The following is a 17,620-nucleotide window of genomic DNA, read 5'->3' as shown; positions in this document are numbered from 1 at the left end:
GCCTGCCAGCAATGACTCGGTTCATTTGATATGGATGAGCGGCCAGACCGCTTTCGCGAGCAAGCTCGCTCCCACAGGAAAATGCGTCAGGGCTAAAACCATTCCCGGCGTTCGTTGAAGGTGTGGTGGATGAGGTCCGTAAGGGTCTGCACGTCGGCCACATTCTGCGATTCAGTGTTTACGGCCAGCCATGCCTGCAATTGCATGGGTTCTTCGAACAGCCCCGGCAGTGCGGACAGGCCACGGTCAAAGCGGCTCATGTATGAGGGCAGCAAGCCGATGCACGCGCTGCACCGAATCATCTCCAGCATCAACTCATAAGACTGCACCTGCACCACCCCGGCCAGACGTTGCTCCACCAACTCATTCCACGGTCGAAAACTCTCAACCCGCCGATCATGCTGCCATTGCACCAGCATGAAGTCTGCCAGTTCACCCGGCGTTTCCGGGCGCGCAGTCACCCGCGAATAGCGCTTGGCGATATGCGGTAGATACTCAATCCGCGCGAGACACTGCGGTTCGCTGGTGGCGAACGCTGGGCCGGGGTGTGGGGTTTCGCCGGGGGCGAGCCATAGGACAATGTCGGCACTGACCGCACGCAGGGCCAGCTCGCTGTCCAGTGCGATGATTTCCAGACGCAGGCTAGCATTGCGGCGCAGCAGTGCGATGAGGTCGCGGCCAAGGATGTCGTGGAGGATGGATTCGGCGATGGCGAGGCGGATCAATGGTTGTTCGATGACCGGGAGTTTGCGTTCGTGGGCCAGGGTGATGAGTCGGGCCTGCAACTGTTGGCCTTCGCGGGTCAGGCTGAGGTTGCTGCCCTGGAAAGTGAACAGGCTGTGTTGCAGTTGCTGTTCGAGTTGCGCGAGTTGTTTGCGCAGCAGGGTCGAGCGCACGTTGAGGCTGCGCGCGGCTTGCATGAAGCAGCCGCAGCGGGCGCTGACGAGGAAGTATCGGGCGACTTCGCTGTCGATGGTGGCGGCAAGGTTGAGCCAGGATTCGGGTCTGGATGTGAGCGATTGGTAATCAGCGGGGACCGGGCGTCCTGCGGGTTCGGTGAATGACATTGATGACTCCCTGTCGATCTAATGTGGTTGCTCTGGATGCAGCGGATTCTCACTGTGGGAGCGAGCCTGCTCGCGAAAGCGTCGGCACATTCGACATCTTCGCTGACTGACCCAGCGCATTCGCGAGCAGGCTCGCTCCCACAGGGTGAGGTCAGTGTTTTTCCTCGAGAATTCTATTGAGTTCAGCACCGTCGATGCTCAGGGTCGCAGTGTTGAGCATGCCGTCCAGATAAGCCTGGGCGATCTGTTCCTGGCGTTGCGCGCGCAGGGCCTGGGTCAGTTGGTCGCGCAGTTCCTCCATCGTCGCGGTGCGGGGCGGTTGTTGTTCGGTTAGTTTGATCACGTGGAAGCCGGCGGCGCTTTGCACCGGATCAGACACGGCGCCCACCTTGAGCCGCGCCACGGCGCCACGCACTTCCGGCACCAGCTGTTGCAACGGTTGCAGGCCGGTATCACCGCCCCGCTCTGCCGTGACGCGATCCTGCGAATATTGCGTAGCGAGCGCCGCAAAATCGGCCGGTGCTGACTGCGCCTTCTTGCTCAATTCAGCGGCTTGTTTGCGCACGGTTTCCAACGAAGCGGAATCACTGACAGGCAGGAAAATCTGACTGACCCGATACAGCGCCGGCGTCTGCCAATTGGCCTTGCCGGCGTCATACGCCTGCTGCAACTCAGCCGCGCTTGGATACTGCGCCGGTACCTGACTCACCGAGCGCAAATAATCACGAAACACGATTTGCTCAGTCGCCGCACGGGTTTGCCGGGCGACGTCCGGTCGCTGCGCCCAGCCCTGCGCATCGGCCTGTTCCAGCACGGCTTTCTCGGCCAGTCGCGAACGAATCCAGCGTTCCAGCGCCTCACGGTTGCCGCGCAGTTGTTCGCGGGTTTGCGCCGGGACGGTGGCCATCAGCGCCTGCAATTCCTCTGACGAAACCTGCTGATTACCCAACCGCGCGACCGCTGGCCCGGTTGCAACCGCCATCACCGCCGACGGCTGCTGGGCGGCGACCGGATCACTGCCCGGCCGCAGCACAAGTGCCACGGCCACCACCAACAGCGCCATCGCTCCGGCGCCGATCACCACGGCAGGCTTCTTCACAGCGCAACTTCCTCTTGTTCGGCGACAGCGGATTTAGCGGTTTGCGAAGCTGCGGTCTGGCTGAAATCTCGCAGGTAAACGATGAACTCCTGCAACAGGCGATCCCACAACTCCAGGTTGCCACGCAGGTGCTCGTTGCTCACGCCTGCAGCCACGACCACGTCCATCTCCATGACCAGAAACTCACCCTGCAACGACAACCGTGCAAAACGTCGAGTCGCATTCCACCGCTCTGCAACTCCCTCAGGCAACTCACCCTGCACACGTAGCGCACAGCTGAAAGTGAAATCAACGAACCCGCCCTGCTCCACCGCCGGATTGCCAAAACGCACGGCGTAGCCGATACCCTGGCTGGCGCTGAGCAACTGGACGATACCGTTCTGTTCACTCGGATTGACGCGGTAACCGGCGGCTTGCAATACGTCGGTCAGCGATTGCGCAGAAACGTGGGTGATCAATTGAGTCATGCCTTTCTTCCTTGTCTATCAATGTGCGATCGCCGCTTGCGGCGCGTCGAATTGGGTTTTGTAGAGCTCGTCGCCAAAGCCCTGCGCCAGTTCATCGAACTTGACCCGGGCGCTGCCGGCGAAGGGCTGGCGGATTTTCATCACCTCGGCGACATCGATGTTTTCGTAGGCCGTGAGGATCTGTTTGGCGACGCCGTACATTTGCTGATTCTTGGCTGAACATTGCTGCACTTGTGTGTCACGTTCCGTCAGTTGCGCTTGCAGCTTCGCGCGTTCGGCTTCTTTGCCGCGCGCGAGGATCAGCAATTCGTCATAGGCCTTTTTGAATTTTCCGGTCTGCTCGGCGCTGGCCGCCACTTGCGCCTGAGCCTGGCTGTGCAGGCTCTGCTGTTGCCCGGCCAGTTGCTCGGCCAATCCCTTGGATTTGGCCAGTTCGGCAGTCAATTGCTTGATTTGCGCCTGTGCAGCCTTGGCCTCGTTCTGCGCCGCCAGTTGCGCGGCGCTGGCCTGGGCCTGTTGGCTTTGCAGGGCCTGCAATTGCTGGGTGGTGCTGCGCAATTGCGTGCGCAGGCGTTCTTCCATGCCTTCGCCGTTCGCCCCGGTGGCAATCAACAAGCCAAGGCCCAGCGCGAGAAAACGCGTGTTCATAAAGCTCTCCCGGCGCCTTAGAAGCGCGTATTGATCTCAAGCTGCAAGACGTCGATGTCGAACGGCGCGCCATACACCGCTTCGGTGCTCATCCAGCGGCCGGTGGCGGAAACGTTTTTCGCCAGACCGTAGTTGCCGCCCATGAAATAACCCTTGGCGTTGGTGCCGCCGAGGTGGAACGACGAGTCGTTGAAGCCGTCCGGCAAGGCGTCAGGCTGGATGTACTTGTAGCCGGCGAACAGGTTCCAGTCGCCCTTGCGCTTGAGGTCCAGTGCGTTGCCGAGAGTGAACTGCACCATCCACGCATTGGCGCCGCTTTCGATCTCGCCATTGCTGTCGAGGTTGTTGACGATCTGCCCGGCGGACCGCTTGCGCATGTCGCCTTCGTCGTAACTGAGGTTGTGGATGTAGTTACCCTGGCTGCGCAGTTTGAAGTCCTGCGGCAGGTCGGCGTCCCACACGACGTTGAGATCGAGCAGGTTGAATTCGGACGCAAGCCCGACGAATTGCGGCTGCGGCGTGGTGTTCGGGTTGAGCGGGTTCGGCGTGATGTCGCGCAGCAGGAACACGCTGTTGCCCTTCTGCATGAACGCCGCGCGCGTGCCGTCGCTGTCGCAACCCGGTGCGCCGGCCCACGGTTCGCAAGGGCTGGAGCGCTGGCCCTGAATATCGTCGAAGCGGTAATAGGCCAGCGCACCTTTGAGGCGGTTGTTGCTGTTGATCGCCCATTTTGCGCCGAACTGAGCGCCGTACAGCCACTTGTTGTCGCTCTCTTCCTTGTCGAAACCATTACTGCTGGAGGTGTCGTTGGTGTAGTCCACTGGGAAAGCGCCGACGGTGCCGAACACACCCCAGTCGCGGTTGAGCTTGTGATCGAAGATCGCCGCAACACCGTCGAAATTCAGGTCATTGGAATAGAGCATGTCGGTGGACATGAACGGGTTGGCGAAGCGTCCGCCGGTCAGAGTCAGTTCGTCCATTGGCTTCCAGGTCAGATAGCCCTGATCGAGCCAGATATCTTTCTTGGCGAAGCCGCCGCCGAGGTTCTGCGTGGTCGAAACCGGGTTGTTGTCCGAACCGGTGCCGATGCGAATGCCGGCGGTCCATTCCTCCGAGATCACCGCTTTCATGCCCAGCCGTGCGCGCAGGCGAAAGAGGTTTTCGCGGTCTTCGCGGGTGTTGAGCAACGGCGGCAGGCTGGTGCTGCTGTTGGGGTTTACATCGTACGGGCCGTTATTGTTGAGCTTGGCGAAGTCGACGATTTCATTGCTGTTGTTGCCCGAGTAATAACGCGACTCGTCACGCAGGCGAATGTCGCCGTCGAAGCTGATGCGCGAGGCCCAGTCCGGGAAGGTATTCGGTGCTGCCCAGTTTTCCTGTTTGGCGGTGGCCATGACTTCGGCTTTGACCTGATCGCGGATCTGGTCACGCACCGCTGCCGGCACGTACTGCACGCGCACATCGCCCGGCGCGGCGACCGGCCCGGCCGCGACTGCGGTGGACGCTGCGGCCTGTTTCGCCTGCGCCGCTTCGTTCTGCGCCTGGGCGATCAGCGCGTCGGCCTTGTCCTGTTTGAGAATGCCCTGCTCGACCAGCAAGCGGATCAGATTGATCGTGGCGTTCTCCGAGGGCGCAGGCGCTGCCACGGCCTGACCGATCAGGGTCGCAATGACCATGCCGACCGCCAGGGACAATCGATTCACGTTGGAAATCATCTGCACACAACTCCTTTTGCCGAAGCTTGAATAAGTGAATTAGCCCGGGCGCCGCCCTTGCAGGGACAAGCGCACAGGCAAAGTGATAGAGGCCGGAGGCCGTTCGCTGAGGGCTGGCGCACCACGTAAAGCGGCCAGCACCTGGGTATCGATTTGCGGGTTGCCGCTGGACTTGATCAGCTCGACGCGGGTGATCTCGCCGACGCTGCTCAGCCACACATCGGCCTGCAGCGAGAACGCGAGGTTGCGCAGTTCGGGGTTCTCGCGCAGCAAGCGCTGAAAAGTGAACGCAAGAAACTGGCTGTACGTCCCCGTGCCCAAACGCCCGCCGCCGGCCCCGGCCATGCCGCCGCCCTTGCCGGCGCCAATGTTGAAAGCATCGCTGCCAGCCTGAGCATCGCCGTCCATTTGCATCGGGTTGGCCAGATCGTCCGCTGGCGATGGCGGCGCCTCTTCTTCAGGCTTGACCTCCTCCGGCTCCGGGGTTGGCTCGGGCTCGACGACTTTTTCTTCCACCGGCGTTTCCGGCTCCGGCGGTTTCTCAGGCGGCGGTGGTGGCGGTGGCGGCAACGGAATGATCGTCGGCACCTTCGGCGCTTCGCGACGTACACCGGCCATGTCGTTGGCCCACTGCCAGAGGAACCACGCGGCGAGCGCGCCGACCAGTAGTCCGGTGCCCCACTTCACATAGCGCAACGGTGACTTTTTCACGGGCGGCGGTTCGATCGGGAGTTGTGCGGTCATGACTCAGCCCTGACTCGGTTTGCCGGTGACGAGACCGACCTGGGACAGTTCGAGCCGGCGCAGCAGGTCCAGCACTTCGATGACTTTCTGGTACTGCACCGTCGCATCGCCACGCACGATCACCGGGAAATCCGGGCTCTGCGCTTTCTCGATGCGCAGGCGCTCTTCCAGCTCGGCCAGCGTCACCGGGTAAGCATCGAGAAACACCTGGCCGCCGTCGTTGACCGAAATCGCCTTGGTCTTGGCCTCCGACAACGACACCGAAGCGCTGGCCTTGGGCAGGTTGATCTGGATCCCGGAGACCTGCGCGGTAGCAGTAAGGATGAACATCACCAGCACCACCATCAGCACATCGACCAGCGGAGTGATGTTGATGCTGTCCACTGCGGCATCGTCATCATCGTCGTGGGAGGCATTTACGGACGCCATGGCAGTGCTCCTCAGGCCGGTACGGAGTGGTTGGCGTGATGGCCGCGATGCGCCGCCTCACTGAACTGGCTCTCGCCGTGCATCTCCGCCAGACGGGTGATGAACTCGTCGACGAACACGCGCATGTCGGCGCTGACTTCCTTGTTGCGGGTAATCAGCCGGTTGTAGCCAAAGAGTGCGGGGATCGCGACGAACAGGCCCATCGCCGTGGCCAACAACGCGGCAGCCATGCCCGGTGCGATGGCATTGATGTTGACGTCGCCGGCCATTGCCGTGCCGAGAAACACCACCATGATTCCCAGCACCGTGCCGAGGAGGCCGATGTAGGGGCCGCCGGCGATGGCGTTGGACAGGGTCGAGAGTTTCGAACTCAGCTGCTGGTTTTCGCGGGTGCGCACGCCGTCCATGGAGCAGCGGATGGCTTCAATGGTCGCGGCAGAAACCGATGAGGTATCGGCGCCCTGCTCGCGGCGGGTGCGAATCTCTTTGACCGCCACCAGATACAGGCGCCACAGCGACGAATGCTGCAGACGCTGGGCCAGTTGCGCGTCGTCGGCGAACATTTCCAGACGCGTGCCGACCTTGGCGAATTGCACGCGGAAGTCTTCGTTGGCAGCGGTGACGCGGCTGAGGCTGCGGTTCTTGCGCAGCATGATGATCCACGACTGGAACATCATCAGCACCAGCACAGCAATGATCACCCAAGCGTCAATTGGCACCGCATTGAGCAGGAAGCCGAGGCTGCCGAAACCGAATCCGGACTGTTCTTCGTCGACGCCGTAAGCCACCAGTTTCGACTCGGCACCTTGCGAGGTGGCATCGGCCAGCAGCAGCGCGGCCGGACGGGCGACTTTCGACAGGCGCAACTCGTCGATGGCGCCAACGAATGGCTGGAACGCGCCTTCATGCAGATCTGCACCGATGGCCATGGCTGAGTTGAATGCCGGCATCGCCTGAGCCAGTGCAGCGCTTTCGCGACCGTTGATGTACAGGGTGACTTTCGAACCCTCGGCGGTTAGCGCAACGTGTTGCCATTGCGCCGGAGCCAGCGCTTGGGTAGCAGCGGCGCGTTGGCCGTCGATCTCTACGAATGGCAGGCCTTGGCTGACGCCGATCAGCAGACTTTGCGTGCCTTCGCGTCGAGCCAGGATCAGTTGCTCGCCAGTGGCCTGATCCAGACGCAGCCAGGCACTGAAGGTGAACGCGCTGCCCGCGTTGTGTTGCAGCGACGGACTGGCTGGCAGGAGCAATGGCTGGCCACTGAACTGCAAGGCACGCCCGACGACGCCATCAATCGCCGCACCCGTGGCGCTTTGCGCGGTGTTGCCGTACGCCGTGGTGTCTTTCGCCGGGGTGCCGGTGGCGCCGTCGAAGTGATACAGCGCGGTGTAATTCGGATCGAAGGTCAACTGGCCGTTGCCGGTGGCCGGGGCTTTCTGGTTGCCGTAATACATCCAGATATCCTGGCGCTGACCGCCCTCGACATTCGGCACATCGACCCAGATCAGCGCCATGCCCATCAGCGCATCGAAACTTTCGATCTGGTGATTGAGCACGGTCTTGTCGTCGGCCGCGACGAAGCGCAGATCCGAGCCGTCCTCCTTCACGCCGTCGAAGGTGAAGTTGCCGGTGTGCAGGCGCACCAGCAGAGCAGTACGGCCGAGGGCCTGATTGATCGCCGCGCCTTGGGGCGTGGTGTCGACGGCGATCTGTTTGCGGTAATGCCAGTCGTCCTGCCACCAGGCCTGGGCCGTGGCCGGGAGCACGAAGCCCAGGCAGATCAACAACGAAAGGAAAAGGCGTTGCATGGACGTGCTCCGTTAGAAAGTGGCTTGAAGGTTGAAGTGCAGGCGCGATTCCTGCTTTGAGGTGTTCGGCCCTTCGAGTAGCGGGTAGCCCCAGTCGAGGCTGCCGGACAGCCATTTGCTCAGGCTGGCGCGGGTGCCAAGGCCGACGCTGGCCAGGGCGTAATTGGCGTCCTGATCCGGCAGTTCGTCACGCAGATACAGCTGCGCACCTTCGGCGAAGGCGTAGAAGCGCCAGTCCTGCATCCACGTGCCGGCGAATTTCGCCAGCGACGGTGTGCGCAGTTCCTGGCTGAGCAAATACCCGTCATCAGCTGTGCGTTCGGCGGCCAGATAGCCGCGCACCGAGGTGGCGCCGCCGGCGGAAAACTGTTCGTTGGAAACCAGCGGCCCCGAGGCGAGTTGGAACGCGGCTTTGCTCGCGCTCTGCCAGTCGCTGTCGAAGGTCCAGGTGTAGTTGGTGTCGCCCTTGAGCACGGCGAAACTCGGTTTGGCGCGATAGCGTTTGTAGTCGAAATCTTCGTCGTCGCTGCCGTAGCCGAATACGCTGCGGGTGGCGGCAACCAGGCTCAGGCCGAGGCCGAGCTGGCTCTTTTCGCTGTAGCGATAGCCGTTATAGGCGAAGGTGAATGGCGCGTATTTCAGCGGCACCTTGTCGCTTTCACCGGACAGGCTCAGGCGCTCATCGAAGTCCTTGAAATCGATGCCGGCCGACAGCGAGTTCGACCAGTTGCCGCTCGAGGGCAGCGTGTAAATCGCCGCAACACCGTAAGAATGACCCTTGCCGAGGACGTTGCTGCCGCCGATGGTGGCGACATTGCTGTCGGACTGGTAACCGGAGAACTGCACGCTCCAGCGCTCGCTCAGCGGCGCGGTATAGGAGCCGGACCAGACCTTGGCGTTGTCGGTTTCCTGCGGCGCGGTAAAAAACGTCAGATTGACGCTGTGGCCCAACTGCCAGAGGTTGTTGTAGCCGAGACTGGTGACGCTGCGCAGCTTCTCGGTGTCGGCGCTGTAATCGTTATTGAGGCCGACGCTGGCCGTCCATGGGTTCTGGTCTTCGACCTGCAGATCGACGTCCATGGTGCCGGGGCGTTGGCCTTCGCGCACCAGTGGCATGACCTGTCGACCTGGCGTTTTATTGAGCTGCGCGAGTTCGCCCTGGACCTTGGCGAAGTCCGGCACCTCGCCTTCTTTCAGCGCCGGGACGTTGTCGCGGATGTCCAGCGGCGAATAGTGTTTGGCGCCAACCACGCGCACCCGGCCGACTTTGGTTTCGCTGACTTGCAGATAGACGATGCCATCAGCCACGGCCTGCTCGGGCAGCTCGACAAACACCGACTGGTAGCCGCGTTCCTGATAGGCCTTCTGCAACGCATCGCGGGCGCCTTCGATGTCGCTCAAGGCTTTCTGCGGGCCGAGGAACGGGTATACCGCTTCTTCGATCGCCCGCGCATCGAGCACGGTATTGCCGCGCACGAAGTATTCGTTGACGTCGACCAGCCGCTGCGCGGCGGGCGCTTCTGTGCCCTCCTCGGCCAGCGCTGGCTGCGCGCCCGCCGTCACCAGCAGCCAGCCCCACAGCGCCAGCCGTGACGTGAAAATCCGTTCCACACTACCCCCTGAAATTCGCGATGAACTGTGGGCGTTAGCGCCCGGTGTGATGCGTCAATTGCTGATCGTTGTGGCGCAGGCGTGCTTGCCCAGCCAGGTGTGCAACAGCGCGAAGTTCAGCGAGAACTCGGGCATTTGCAGCAAGGCGCCGCAGAACACTTCGCCGATGATTTTCTGAATCAGCAGCACCGCGCGCGGCTCGTTGAGCAACGTGGCGATGTCACGGCTGAGGGCGGTGAAACTCCAGACCTTCTGGTTCAGGCCGAGGCCAACGAACCAGCGGAACAGCAGGTTGTAATTCAGCTGCTCATAGAGCTGCTGTTCGCTGGGGACCGAATAGAGCAATTGCAGGAGCAGGATGTGCATGACCGTCTGCGCGGGAATGAGCATGCCGGGCACGGCATTGAGGTCGCGCAGCAGGTCCTGGTGGGCGTCGAGCAGATCGTCGATCTGCGGGCGCAGCAACACCAGCGAATGGCCCGGCGGAATGTAGCTGGAGACTTCTTTCAAAGCGCCCTGCCAGTCATCCTGCGAGACAATCCAGACCCACGGCGCGCCGTAGCGATACACCGAAACCGGCTTCTTGCGCGCGGCTTCGACGATCTTCGACAGGCGTTGATCGAGCTCCTGCATGCCCACTTTCGAATAGCGTTCCATAGTCCCCATTGCCTCACTCCCGGCGTCCCGCCCGACTCGCAAACTGCGCCCCTAAAGGCTCCTCAAGCGCGTTACACAGGCATGACCGGACTGGCTATGTGCTACCGAACTTTTGTCATAAAAGCTTCATTACCGAAGACAGACTGACTGATTTAAACGATCGACGGTGGGAGCGAGCCTGCTCGCGAAAGCGCTGTATCAGGCAATGAGGATGTTGGATGTGCCGCCGCTTTCGCGAGCAGGCTCGCTCCCACAGGGTGGACTGCCGTTGCACGGGTGCGTGACATTCGCATGACATTCACAGGGTTAAATCCCGGCCCATTCAGGCGTATAACCTTCACAAGACTTTCAATCGGCACGCCGACTTCAACACAGGGTAGTGACATGACCACAGCAAACATCCTTGGCAACCTGTTCCCTTCGGTCAGCGACATCCCGGAAAAATATCGCCTCGACGCTCAGGTCGAGCAGCGTGAATATCTGGTCGATGGCCAATTGCGCCGCTGGGACGGCCCGCTCGCCACCGTGCGCAGCCCGGTTTATCTGAAAGGCGAAAACGGTGAAGAACAGGTCATCCTCGGCAGCACGCCGCTGCTGGATGCCGACACCGCGCTCACCGCCCTCGACGCTGCCGTTCGCGCTTACGATCGCGGCCAAGGCCTGTGGCCAACCATGCGCGTGGCCGAGCGCATCCAGCACGTCGAAGCATTCCTTGGTCGTATGCGCGAGCAGCGCGAAGCCGTGGTCAAGCTGCTGATGTGGGAGATCGGCAAGAACCTCAAGGACTCGGAAAAAGAGTTCGATCGCACCTGCGACTACATCGTCGACACCATCAATGCCCTGAAAGAACTCGACCGCCGCTCCAGCCGCTTTGAGCTGGAACAGGACACCCTCGGCCAGATCCGCCGCGTACCGCTCGGCGTCGCTTTGTGCATGGGGCCTTACAACTATCCGCTGAACGAAACCTTCACCACGCTGATTCCGGCGCTGATCATGGGCAACACCGTGGTGTTCAAACCGGCCAAGCTCGGCGTGCTGCTGATCCGTCCGTTGCTTGAAGCCTTCCGCGACAGCTTCCCGAGCGGCGTGATCAACGTCATCTACGGCAGTGGCCGCGAGACTGTCAGTGCACTGATGGCCAGCGGCAAGATCGACATTTTCGCTTTCATCGGCACCAACAAGGCCGCCAGCGACCTGAAGAAACTGCACCCGAAACCCCACCGTTTGCGCGCCGCTCTCGGTCTGGATGCGAAGAACCCCGGCATCGTTCTACCCGAAGTCGATCTCGACAATGCCGTCAGCGAAGCGGTCACCGGCTCGCTGTCGTTCAACGGCCAGCGTTGCACCGCGCTGAAAATTCTCTTCGTGCATGAAGACGTGGTCGACAGCTTCATCGAGAAATTCAATGCCAAGCTGGCCACACTCAAACCGGGCATGCCGTGGGACAGCGGCGTGGCGCTGACACCGCTGCCAGAGTCGGGCAAGGTCGATTATCTGCACGGGCTGGTCGCTGATGCGCAAAGCAAAGGCGCACAGGTGGTCAACCCGAATGGCGGCGAATCCCATGCCTCGTTCTTCTACCCCGCAGTGCTGTATCCGGTGAACCCGCAGATGCGCGTGTATCAGGAAGAACAGTTCGGCCCGGTCGTGCCCATCGTGCCGTACCGCCACCTCGATACCGTCATCGATTACGTACTGGAATCCGACTTCGGCCAGCAGTTGAGCATCTTCGGCACCAACCCGGTGGCGGTCGGTCGCCTGGTCGACACCTTTGCCAATCAGGTCGGGCGGATCAACCTCAACGCCCAGTGCCAGCGCGGCCCGGACACGTATCCGTTCAACGGTCGCAAGAACTCCGCCGAAGGCACGCTATCGGTACACGATGCATTGCGGGTGTTTTCGATCCGCACGCTGGTGGCGACCAAATTCCAGGAGAGCAACAAGGATCTGATCAGCGAAATCATTCGCGGGCGTGATTCAAGTTTCCTGACCACCGACTACATCTTTTGACGGATGATCGGCGGGATTGAATGATCCCGCCGATCCGTCAGCTCCCCGGTGATTCAGTGACTACACTGAGCCCAGCATTGCTGGATGCCTGGGAGGCTGACCATGCTCGATTACTTCGCATTGGGTCTGTTGGTTTTTGTCGGTCTCGTGCTGTTTTACGGGATCATCGTGCTGCATGACATTCCGTACGAGATCGCCGTTCACCGCAACCACCCGCACCAGGACGCGATCCATGCCACGGGCTGGGTCAGCCTGTTCACCTTGCATGCACTCTGGCCGTTTCTGTGGATCTGGGCGATGGCTTATCGCGAGGATCGCGGTTGGGGTTTTGGCGATGGCAAACCCATCCAGAATCACGTCAATCAACTGGAGCAGCAGGTCGTCGAGTTGCAAGCCAGGATAGAGCGGCTCGAAGCGCAGTCGCCGGATGCGTCGCAATCTGACAGCCGGGGGAACTGAGCATGGATCTGTTGCTCATCCTCACGTACGCCGCACTCTGCGTCGCCATCTTCAAGATCTTCCGCATTCCGCTGAACAAATGGACGGTGCCCACCGCTGTCCTGGGTGGCGTGTTGATCATCGGCGCGCTGATTTTCACCATGAACTACAACCATCCCTATTCCGAGGTGGCACGCTCATACTTTGTCTCGGTGCCGGTCATTCCGATCATCAGTGGCCAGGTGATCGACGTACCGGTAAAGGGCAACGAACCCCTGGAAAAAGGCGACGTGCTGTTCCGCATCGATCCCACGCCTTTCCAGAACCGCTTGAAATCGCTCAAGGCGCAACTGGTTGCAGCGAAGGGCGACCGCTACCGCATCACCGAACTGATCCGCCGCAACTTCGGCACCCAGCGTGAACTGGACGCGGCCATCGCCCGCACCGACGATCTGCAGGCGCAACTGGACAATGCGCAGTTCGAGCTGGACAACACCGTGGTTCGAGCACCGAGCAAAGGCTTCGTCACCCACGTTTCGCTGCGCCCGGGGATGATGGCGAGCAAGCTGCCGCTGCGCCCGTCAATGGTGTTTATTCCGCAGGAAGGTCAGTATTTTGCAGCGTGGATGCGTCAGAACAGCCTGCTGCGCCTGACCGTGGGCGATGAGGCCGAAGTCGCCTTCGATGGCATTCCCGGCAAGGTCTTCGCCGGTAGGGTGAAAAGTGTGATCGGGGTGATCGCCGAGGGCCAGGTGCAACCTTCCGGCACGCTGATCAGCTACACCGGTTCGCCACCGGCCGGACGGGTGCCGGTGATCATTGAAATCACTGACCCGGCGTTCGCCGAATACAGCGCGCTCATGCCGGGCGGCGCCTATGGGCAAGCGGCGCTGTACAGTCAGCACTTTCATCACATCGGCGCGATGCGCAAAATCCTGCTGCGCATGTCCGCCTGGATGAATTACATTTTCCCCTTCCATTGATTTGACTGACTCACGAGGTTCGCACTGACTACTTACAGCTCCCACCGCCTGCCACCGCTGTTGCGCCGTATCCTGCGTCCGTTACTGGACCCGTATCGGCGCTACCGTCACGCCCGACTGATCCATTCCGTGCGGGTGGCGCTGGGGTTGCTGGCGACGATTCTGCTGACCACCGGCATCAATCTGCCCCACGGCGAATGGGCGTCAGTGACCATGCTGGTGGTGATCGGCGGTTTGCAGCATCACGGCAATATCGGCAAAAAAGCCGCCGAGCGCGCCATTGGTACCTTGATCGGTGCAGGGGTCGGGTTGGCACTGGTGGCGCAACATGCGTGGCTGGGCCTGCCGTGGCTGACCTACTTTTCCATGGCCGTGGTCTGTGGCTTTTTCTCGTATCACGCGATTGGCAAGGGTGGCTACACCGCCCTGCTCTCGGCGATCACCGTGTTCATCGTTGCCGGGCATGGCGATAACCCGATCACCGATGGTCTGTGGCGCGGCGTCGACATCCTGATCGGCATCGCCCTCGCCCTGGCGTTTTCCTTCGCTCTGCCGCTGTACGCGGTCTACTCGTGGCGTTACAACCTCGCCGATGCCTTGCGCGATTGCGCCACGGTGTACGGGCGCATCATCAACGGTGAAGCGGTCAGCGCCGACGAACACGTGCGGCTGATGAGCAAGGTGGGTGCGGTGATGGTGCAGTTGCGCTCGCTGATGCCGTCGGTATCCAAGGAAGTGAAAATCTCCATGACCGAACTCGACGCGATTCAGCGCAACCTGCGCATGTGCATCAGCACGCTGGAAATTCTCGGCAATATCCGCCCCAACGTCAGCGATCCACAGGCCACGGCACATCTGCAAACGGCGCTGAAGGCTGAGCACCGGCAGATTCGCGTGCAACTGATCGGCATGGCCCGCGCGTTGAAAACCGGCGCTTCGCAGCGGCTGGAGCGACCGATGGAGCTGCCAGCAGCGGACCTTGATGCGCCGGTCGTCAATACGCTCGACGGCTACCGCATGCTGACCCGACAACTGGCGGCCAATATCAGCGAGATGCGACAGCGTCTGGCGGCCACTGCGCCGCGCTGGAACATCTGAACGTTACTGCGCCGCCAGCCGCCCGGCTTTCCAGCCCCACCCCTGCTGCATGCCGGCGGCAGCCAGCAGGATCGCCGCGACGCCGATCCACTGCAGCAATTCCAGGCGATGGCCGAAGGCGTACCAGTCAACGAAAATCGCCGCAATCGGATAGATGAACGACAGCGCGCCGGTCAGCGCGGTCGGCAGTTTTTGAATCGCGCCGTACAACAAGACGTACATCAAACCGGTATGCACAATGCCCAGCGTCACCAGACTCGCCCAGGCATCGGCGCCTTGTGGCAACGCATCGAAATGCGCGAACGGCGCGAGCAACAGCACACCGGTGCAGACTTGAATCAGCGCGATCAGGTGCGGCGGCGTGCCGGTCAGGCGCTTGATGATCAGTGCAGCAATCGCATACAGAAACGCCGCGCCCAACGCCAGCGCAATCCCCATCAAGTAGTCGTTACCCTCCTCGCCTTGCGTGCGATGGGCGCTGACGATCGCCAGCATGCCCATGAACGAAATCGCCAGCCAGAACAGCTTCTGCAAGGTCAGCTTTTCGCCAAGGAACAACGCCGCCAGTCCGACCAGCATGAACGGCTGCACGTTATAGACCGCCGTACCAATGGCTATCGAGGCGCGTGAATAGGACGCGAACAGCAGCACCCAATTGCCGACAATCGCCATTCCACTGAGCACCGCCAGCAGAAACGTAGTGCGGGTCAGAATCCCCGGGCGCAGAAAGCCGAACGCGGCGCAGATCAACAGCAAGGTGCCGGCGCCGAACACGCAGCGCCAGAACACCACGTCCAGTACCGGTTGCCCGGACACCAGCACGAACCAGCCGATCGTTCCGGATATCAGCATGGCGGCGGTCATTTCCAGCGAGCCGCGGCGGATTGCGTTGTCCATTATTGTTCTCCTGAGGCTGTGAGCGAAGCATGGCAAAAGTATGCCAAGCGCGCCTCGCGCTGCTCCAGCGCATAAAGCAGGCTAAACTTGGTTTTTACCTTTTTTATCGAGGGTGATTTGCGCCCTTTGCCTAATTCGGAATTTGCCTGTGACTGACGATATCGATCAGATCCTCATCAGCGCGCTGATGGAAGACTCGCGGCGCTCGCTCAAAGCGCTGGCGCAGATCAGCGGCCTGTCATCGCCCAGCGTGGCCGAACGGTTGCGGCGTCTGGAAGAACGCGGCGTGCTCAAGGGCTACACGGTGGAGATTGATCCGAAATGCTTCGGCTATCAGTTGCAGGCGATCGTCCGTGTGCGGCCGCTGCCAGGGCAATTGCAGGAGGTGGAACGGCAGATCATGTCGATCCCTGAGTTCACCGAGTGTGACAAGGTCACCGGTGAGGACTGCTTTATCGCGCGTCTGCATGTGCGCTCGATGGAGCAACTCGATACCCTGCTCGACCGACTGAATACGCTGGCTGAAACCAATACGGCGATCGTCAAGAAGACCCCGGTGAAACGACGCCTGCCACCGATGGCGTAGGTGCCTTTTGCCTTTGATCGGCGTAGATTGTGGCTTTTCGCGGCTAAGGAATGGCGCTATGAAAATTCAGGCAATGCTGCTGGCGGCCCTGCTGCTCGGCGGTTGTGGCACGATTCAAACGGTAGCGCGCAACGATCAGGCTGCCGTTGACGGACTCAAGCAACAGAAAAGTTATTGCGGCGCGGTACCGAGAATCTACAGCGGCATCGCCTATGACTTCTGTTCCTTGAATGCGCCGCTGTCCTCGGGTGTTGATGCCGATAATCACCGCAACACTGCGATCCCGGGGCTGTTGGTTGATGCCGTGGTCTCCGGTGCCCTCGATACGCTGCTGCTGCCGTACACGATCTACCGTCAGCAAGTGGACGGTAGCATCGTCATCAACTGAGCAGACACTTTTCTCCAGACGATAAAAAACCCGCCGAAGCGGGTTTTTTATTGCAGCCATTACGATCAGTCGTCGCGGCTCATGATGCCGAACAGTTGCAGCAGGCTGACGAACAGGTTGTAGATCGATACATACAGGCTGATGGTCGCCATGATGTAGTTGCGCTCGCCGCCGTGGATGATCGCGCTGGTCTGGAACAGAATGCAGACCGAGGAGAACAGCACGAAGCCGGCGCTGATCGCCAGTTGCAGGCCGCTGATCTGGAAGAAGAAGCTCGCCAGCGTAGCGCCCAGCAGGACAAAGAAACCTGCTGTGATAAAGCCGCCGAGGAAGCTCATGTCCTTGCGGGTGATCAGCACGTAGGCCGACAGACCACCGAACACCAGCGCGGTCATGGCGAACGCCGAGCTGACCACTTCAGCGCCGCCCTGCATGCCCAGGTAACGGTTGAGGATCGGGCCGAGCAGGAAACCCATGAAACCGGTCAACGCGAAGGCGGACACCAGGCCCCACGCGGAATCACGGAGTTTGTTGGTAAGGAAGAACAGCCCGTAGAAGCCGATCAGCACCACGAAAATGTTCGGGTAGCCGACACGCATCTGCTGGGCTACGAAGGCCATCACGCCGCTGAATGCGAGGGTCAGAGCCAAGAGACCATAAGTGTTGCGCAGGACGCGGCTAACCTCTAGCTGCTCAGCCTGCACGCTGTTATTAACTGCGTAATCCTGTTCGCGCATGGCGACACTCCTGTTGGTTTGAAACGTTCAGTCGCAAAGATCATAACAGACGCTCTGTAACAAGCCATGCAGAGAGTTTGACAGTGTGTTTCATTCAGGTATTATGGCGCCCGCAACGCAAACGGAGGTGTGGCCGAGTGGTTTAAGGCAACGGTCTTGAAAACCGTCGACTGTAACAGGTCCATGAGTTCGAATCCCATCGCCTCCGCCATATTTTGTACCGACAAAGCCCTGATTA

General features: G+C 60.9%; 18 protein-coding genes and 1 tRNA gene. 7 read left to right on the top strand and 12 right to left on the bottom strand.

The features are described 5' to 3' along the window. Positions 1 to 92: 92 nt before the first annotated feature. The 10 genes from AB4N53_RS05955 to AB4N53_RS05910 all read right to left on the bottom strand — a co-directional run bounded on the left by AB4N53_RS05955 (position 93) and on the right by AB4N53_RS05910 (position 10,254). Entirely contained in the window at positions 93 to 1,067 is a 975-nt protein-coding gene (locus AB4N53_RS05955; RefSeq protein ID WP_460118959.1) for a LysR family transcriptional regulator, read from the bottom strand. Positions 1,068 to 1,218: 151 nt separating this feature from the next. Then, the gene (locus AB4N53_RS05950) at positions 1,219 to 2,166 is read right to left on the bottom strand and encodes a peptidylprolyl isomerase (protein ID WP_460118957.1); all 948 of its coding nucleotides are present in this window, start codon (positions 2,164 to 2,166) and stop codon (positions 1,219 to 1,221) included. After that, positions 2,163 to 2,633, bottom strand: a complete 471-nt coding sequence (locus tag AB4N53_RS05945) for a YbjN domain-containing protein (RefSeq protein WP_460118955.1) — start codon at positions 2,631 to 2,633, stop codon at positions 2,163 to 2,165. The genes AB4N53_RS05950 and AB4N53_RS05945 overlap by 4 nt, the downstream gene beginning before the upstream one ends. A gap of 18 nt (positions 2,634 to 2,651) precedes the next feature. After that, positions 2,652 to 3,281: a DNA repair protein gene (locus AB4N53_RS05940; RefSeq protein ID WP_460118953.1), complete on the bottom strand. Its 630-nt coding sequence runs from the start codon at positions 3,279 to 3,281 to the stop codon at positions 2,652 to 2,654. Positions 3,282 to 3,298: 17 nt separating this feature from the next. Continuing rightward, entirely contained in the window at positions 3,299 to 4,996 is a 1,698-nt protein-coding gene (locus AB4N53_RS05935) for a putative porin (protein WP_460118951.1), read from the bottom strand. A gap of 39 nt (positions 4,997 to 5,035) precedes the next feature. Further along, entirely contained in the window at positions 5,036 to 5,740 is a 705-nt protein-coding gene (locus AB4N53_RS05930) for an energy transducer TonB family protein (RefSeq protein WP_460118949.1), read from the bottom strand. Between the two features lie 3 nt (positions 5,741 to 5,743). Next, positions 5,744 to 6,169 (bottom strand): ExbD/TolR family protein, encoded by a 426-nt coding sequence (locus AB4N53_RS05925; protein ID WP_003201710.1) that lies wholly within the window; start codon positions 6,167 to 6,169, stop codon positions 5,744 to 5,746. Positions 6,170 to 6,180: 11 nt separating this feature from the next. After that, positions 6,181 to 7,977 (bottom strand): DUF2341 domain-containing protein, encoded by a 1,797-nt coding sequence (locus AB4N53_RS05920; protein ID WP_460118947.1) that lies wholly within the window; start codon positions 7,975 to 7,977, stop codon positions 6,181 to 6,183. 12 nt (positions 7,978 to 7,989) lie between these two features. After that, positions 7,990 to 9,588, bottom strand: a complete 1,599-nt coding sequence (locus AB4N53_RS05915; RefSeq protein WP_122704462.1) for a ShlB/FhaC/HecB family hemolysin secretion/activation protein — start codon at positions 9,586 to 9,588, stop codon at positions 7,990 to 7,992. A 54-nt stretch (positions 9,589 to 9,642) separates the two neighbouring features. Beyond that, a complete protein-coding gene (locus tag AB4N53_RS05910) occupies positions 9,643 to 10,254 on the bottom strand; it encodes a transposase (protein ID WP_434768851.1) in 612 nt (203 codons plus the stop codon). A 375-nt stretch (positions 10,255 to 10,629) separates the two neighbouring features. Here AB4N53_RS05910 and AB4N53_RS05905 point away from each other — a divergent pair, with 375 nt between their 5' ends. The 4 genes from AB4N53_RS05905 (at position 10,630) to AB4N53_RS05890 (ending at position 14,774) form a co-directional block, all read left to right on the top strand. Then, entirely contained in the window at positions 10,630 to 12,255 is a 1,626-nt protein-coding gene (locus tag AB4N53_RS05905; protein ID WP_460118944.1) for an NADP-dependent glyceraldehyde-3-phosphate dehydrogenase, read from the top strand. Between the two features lie 102 nt (positions 12,256 to 12,357). Then, entirely contained in the window at positions 12,358 to 12,714 is a 357-nt protein-coding gene (locus AB4N53_RS05900; protein ID WP_460118942.1) for a DUF3302 domain-containing protein, read from the top strand. 2 nt (positions 12,715 to 12,716) lie between these two features. Then, positions 12,717 to 13,676, top strand: a complete 960-nt coding sequence (locus AB4N53_RS05895; RefSeq protein WP_016774598.1) for an HlyD family secretion protein — start codon at positions 12,717 to 12,719, stop codon at positions 13,674 to 13,676. A 57-nt stretch (positions 13,677 to 13,733) separates the two neighbouring features. After that, positions 13,734 to 14,774, top strand: coding sequence for an FUSC family protein (locus AB4N53_RS05890; RefSeq protein ID WP_460125358.1), 1,041 nt, complete (start codon positions 13,734 to 13,736; stop codon positions 14,772 to 14,774). Positions 14,775 to 14,777: 3 nt separating this feature from the next. Here the strand turns inward: AB4N53_RS05890 and AB4N53_RS05885 are convergent, their stop codons facing one another. Next, positions 14,778 to 15,671, bottom strand: a complete 894-nt coding sequence (locus AB4N53_RS05885) for a DMT family transporter (protein ID WP_460118940.1) — start codon at positions 15,669 to 15,671, stop codon at positions 14,778 to 14,780. A 148-nt stretch (positions 15,672 to 15,819) separates the two neighbouring features. On the opposite strand from AB4N53_RS05885, the gene AB4N53_RS05880 reads away from it, so the two are divergent. Beyond that, the gene (locus AB4N53_RS05880; RefSeq protein WP_038368669.1) at positions 15,820 to 16,257 is read left to right on the top strand and encodes an Lrp/AsnC family transcriptional regulator; all 438 of its coding nucleotides are present in this window, start codon (positions 15,820 to 15,822) and stop codon (positions 16,255 to 16,257) included. Positions 16,258 to 16,315: 58 nt separating this feature from the next. Next, the gene (locus tag AB4N53_RS05875) at positions 16,316 to 16,645 is read left to right on the top strand and encodes a YceK/YidQ family lipoprotein (protein WP_460118937.1); all 330 of its coding nucleotides are present in this window, start codon (positions 16,316 to 16,318) and stop codon (positions 16,643 to 16,645) included. A 65-nt stretch (positions 16,646 to 16,710) separates the two neighbouring features. On the opposite strand, the gene AB4N53_RS05870 is transcribed toward AB4N53_RS05875, so the two are convergent. Next, the gene (locus AB4N53_RS05870; protein ID WP_008006561.1) at positions 16,711 to 17,382 is read right to left on the bottom strand and encodes a Bax inhibitor-1/YccA family protein; all 672 of its coding nucleotides are present in this window, start codon (positions 17,380 to 17,382) and stop codon (positions 16,711 to 16,713) included. 123 nt (positions 17,383 to 17,505) lie between these two features. Between AB4N53_RS05870 and AB4N53_RS05865 the strand changes: the two genes are divergently transcribed. Then, a tRNA-Ser gene (locus tag AB4N53_RS05865) sits at positions 17,506 to 17,593 on the top strand. The last annotated feature ends 27 nt before the right edge of the window (positions 17,594 to 17,620 follow it).

The organism is Pseudomonas sp. H3_E04, assembly GCF_054668915.1.
Note: the sequence above shows the minus strand (reverse complement) of the source record. Positions and strands in the feature narration are given on the sequence as shown.